Source organism: Virgibacillus byunsanensis, from assembly GCF_042675965.1.
In the GTDB taxonomy this organism is placed as follows: domain Bacteria; phylum Bacillota; class Bacilli; order Bacillales; family Amphibacillaceae; genus Virgibacillus_R; species Virgibacillus_R byunsanensis.
In genome coordinates this window covers 1-3,214 of the sequence record NZ_JBHTKJ010000042.1, presented here as the reverse complement: position 1 = coordinate 3,214, position 3,214 = coordinate 1, and the positions used below count along the sequence as shown (strand labels likewise).

Here is a 3,214-nt window from a genome sequence, read left to right as displayed (position 1 = left end):
AATGGATTGCAGGCTTGCCTAATTATATCAAGGCTTACTTGCCTATTTCAGTCTGCGAAAGTTGAGTAAATAAGTTGTAGGATAATACAAAAACAATTAAAGCATTTTATCAAAGTACAGATTACAATCAGCCTACCACATAACTTTAAGGGGGTTGCTATAATGGAAAAGTCTATATTCGAGGAAAGTTTTTGGGTAAAAACCCTAAAACAAGAAGAATTATTAAAAGAGTTACTAAGAAATTGGGATAATGGAAAAGTTTATTTTTTGAGCACCGGCGAATGGTTTTTTACAAAGGAAAACGGTGATACTCATTCTAAAGTTAGTGAGGATAGTCCTATTTTCCATCTGGATTACGAGTGCTTAAAATCTATTAGAAATGATAATGTCGATAATATTACTTTTAATATCCTTAGAATATTACATTTTTACGATATCTACTGTGAATATAAATGTCAATGATAATATGTACACTTTTGATTGTTTTAGAATGTACAATTTTGTTAATATACTTAAATAAGAATTTCTTGCCAACTAGCGATCCACGCTGAGGCTTGCTTCACTTATAAAATGACAGTATATTGATCATCTTCTCGTAAATCAAATTGTGTATTTTCCATAATGACATACCACTTGCTGGCTAATTCTAAACGGCAAGGAATGGCCTTGCGACCAATGTATAATTCAAATCTTTCTCCGCAATGGAGACCATATTCCCTTCCCTGCAGATCAACGTACCAGTGATCTTGAATCCGATCATAACGCATTCTGTTTTTGTTCATTGTTTCCACTCCAATCTTTGATATATGCCGAACCCACAAAAATTTCACTATATTTATAACCCAAATTTGACCAATCCCCCCCACCTGAAAACTAGGCAGGGTGTTATATTGTTGATTAAAATGGCATAATTCCTAATTGCTCTTTTAAATCTTCTTGTTCTGTTTTTAACGATGATATTTCGCTTTTTAGATCATTAATTTCTTCTAGTAAATTTGCGATTTTTGTTTGGTCATCAATTCCTTCTTCATACGCAGTATCTTTCCATTTGCACCAGTCATTAAACCGATGAAGGTCATCCTCACAAGCTTGATTGCTAGTGATCTTTGTGTGTGGATCATTCATCCATTCTTGGACCAACTTCTCATCCCACTTGAGGCCATAGGAATAAAAAAACTTCATTGCTTCTTTTACTGTGATAGCACTCATCCTGTCTATCTCCCTTCTATTAATATTGGTTATTTCTCTTTTACGAAATGATCTTTTAGACGGTAGGAGTCTCCAGTAATATTCACCACTGTGGCGTGGTGGAGGACTCGGTCTAAGATGGCGCTGGCTATTTTAGTATCTTGGAATATGTCCCCCCATATTTTAAAATTTGCGTTTGTAGTAAAAATCGTACTTTTCTTTTCGTATCTCATATCGATTAGTTGAAAAAACAACTTGGCATCTTCCGCATCTATTGGTAAATATCCGATTTCATCAATAAGAAGCAATTTATACTTTGAATAATGTTTTAGCCTAGTTTCCAAGCGGTTTTCAAGTTTTGCCTTTCTAAGATTCATAATCAAATCATGACACTTAATAAAGTACGTGCTCGTTCTTTTCTTGGCTGCTGCAATTCCAATGGAGGTTGCTAAGTGAGTTTTCCCCACTCCACTTGGTCCCAAGAAAACGATATTCTCTTGTAGCTCTACAAAACGTAAGGTGGTAAAGTCTAATATTAGTTGCTTATTAATAGACGGTTGGAATTCAAATTCGAAATCTTTAATTTCCTTTAAATGCGGGAACGCTCCTACCCTTACCATCGATCTCACCATATTTATTTCTTTCATATCAATTTCATAGTCTGTTAGTTTTACTAGTCCTTCTGTAAAAGACAGTTGATTATTTGTCATAAAGTCAATTGTTTCATCAAGATGTACCATCATTTGTTTTAATTTCAGATACTCCAAGTTTCCCACAAGTTTTGTATAGCTACTATTCATTTTTATACACCTCATTAATTGCCTCTAAATTTTTTCTAGCCAGTTCCTCAATCTCCATATCTGGTGTATGTGGCAGTCCCCTGGCTAACGTCTCTGTATAATGTTCTTGCTTATAATTCAGCTTTAATTGACTAATGGGATGAGAGACAATTAATTCCGTGTTATAATAAACGTAAATATGGTTATCATATAGTTGTAACCCTACAGTTTTTCCTATGTATCCAGCTGGAACTGAATACTGGTTGGACTTGTAGTGGATCATATTCGAAGTATTTACTTTCACAAGTTTATGATCAATTTTATAGTGATCTCTTATTTTTTCATTTGGTAGTGGAGATAAGAGATCTTTTTCTTTTCTAAAGGCTAGTATAGGTATCTTTCCCGACCCTTGATTATAACTATTGTTGATTCGATTACACAGTTTTTGTACAAATTGATGAAGCTCTTCGTAATTGAATTTCCCTTGATAAGCGTGTATCTCATCAATGAATTTCATTGGAGCCTCTACCTTGGCTTTTGTCTTCGGTTTCCCAGCTATACAAGGATGCACTTCAAATCCCATATCTTTTGCGAATTGATAAAAACGTTCATTCACTTTTCCTGCTTTATATTCCGTCCGTGCATCGTCCATAACCGTTTTCATATTATCTGTCACAATCGTTTTAGGAATCCCTCCAATAGCTTCAAAACTTTCAGTTAGAAAAGATAATAATACACTTTGTGATTTTGAAATGGATAAGTGAAACGTTCGAAACCGCGAAAAACAAAGTAAAACTACGCACACGTTTATATATATTATTTCTCCATCTTTCGTGATATATCGAATATCTTCTTTCCAATCTAGTTGAGCTTGCTCACCTGGAGGAGTTTCAAAACGAATCACCTCACTGTTGGCTTTCTTTCGTTTTCCCGAATCAAAATAACTTTGGAATTCTTGTTTCTTTGATAAGTAAGCCCTAAAAGTGGACGATGAACAACTTAATCCGTGATTATCTTTTAGGTACTGCCATAATACTCTCTTATAATAAAATACTTGCAGAGATTCTTCGGAAAGAAGTAACGATATGGCTTCATAATAATCATCTATTTTTGATTTGCGTAACCGAGAGGTTTTTGGCGTGTAACCCTCAAGATATTTTTCTATCGTCCTCCGGTCAACCCCAATGTCATCAACTTAAGTTTACAAAATATGTAAATAATTAAAAATGTCATAAAATTGTACTAAA

4 protein-coding genes and 1 pseudogene are annotated in these 3,214 nt (G+C 34.3%); 1 reads left to right on the top strand and 4 read right to left on the bottom strand.

The window, feature by feature from the left end; genetic code table 11:
• The first annotated feature begins 162 nt into the window (after window positions 1-162).
• The gene (locus ACFQ3N_RS14740; protein ID WP_390363301.1) at window positions 163-462 is read left to right on the top strand and encodes a hypothetical protein; all 300 of its coding nucleotides are present in this window, start codon (window positions 163-165) and stop codon (window positions 460-462) included.
• A gap of 101 nt (window positions 463-563) precedes the next feature.
• On the opposite strand, the gene ACFQ3N_RS14735 is transcribed toward ACFQ3N_RS14740, so the two are convergent.
• The 4 genes and pseudogenes from ACFQ3N_RS14735 to istA form a co-directional block, all read right to left on the bottom strand.
• Window positions 564-782 carry a DUF5348 domain-containing protein gene (locus ACFQ3N_RS14735; RefSeq protein ID WP_390363300.1) on the bottom strand — a complete coding sequence of 73 codons (219 nt, stop codon included), beginning with the start codon at window positions 780-782 and terminating at the stop codon, window positions 564-566.
• Between the two features lie 115 nt (window positions 783-897).
• Complete coding sequence (locus ACFQ3N_RS14730) at window positions 898-1,209, bottom strand: hypothetical protein (protein WP_390363299.1); 312 nt, start codon at window positions 1,207-1,209, stop codon at window positions 898-900.
• Window positions 1,210-1,238: 29 nt separating this feature from the next.
• The gene (gene istB / locus ACFQ3N_RS14725; RefSeq protein ID WP_390363298.1) at window positions 1,239-1,988 is read right to left on the bottom strand and encodes an IS21-like element helper ATPase IstB; all 750 of its coding nucleotides are present in this window, start codon (window positions 1,986-1,988) and stop codon (window positions 1,239-1,241) included.
• Window positions 1,981-3,156, bottom strand: a pseudogene (gene istA / locus ACFQ3N_RS14720) (IS21 family transposase); the annotation flags it as partial. The gene istB and the pseudogene istA, both read right to left, overlap by 8 nt.
• Between the last annotated feature and the right edge of the window lie 58 nt (window positions 3,157-3,214).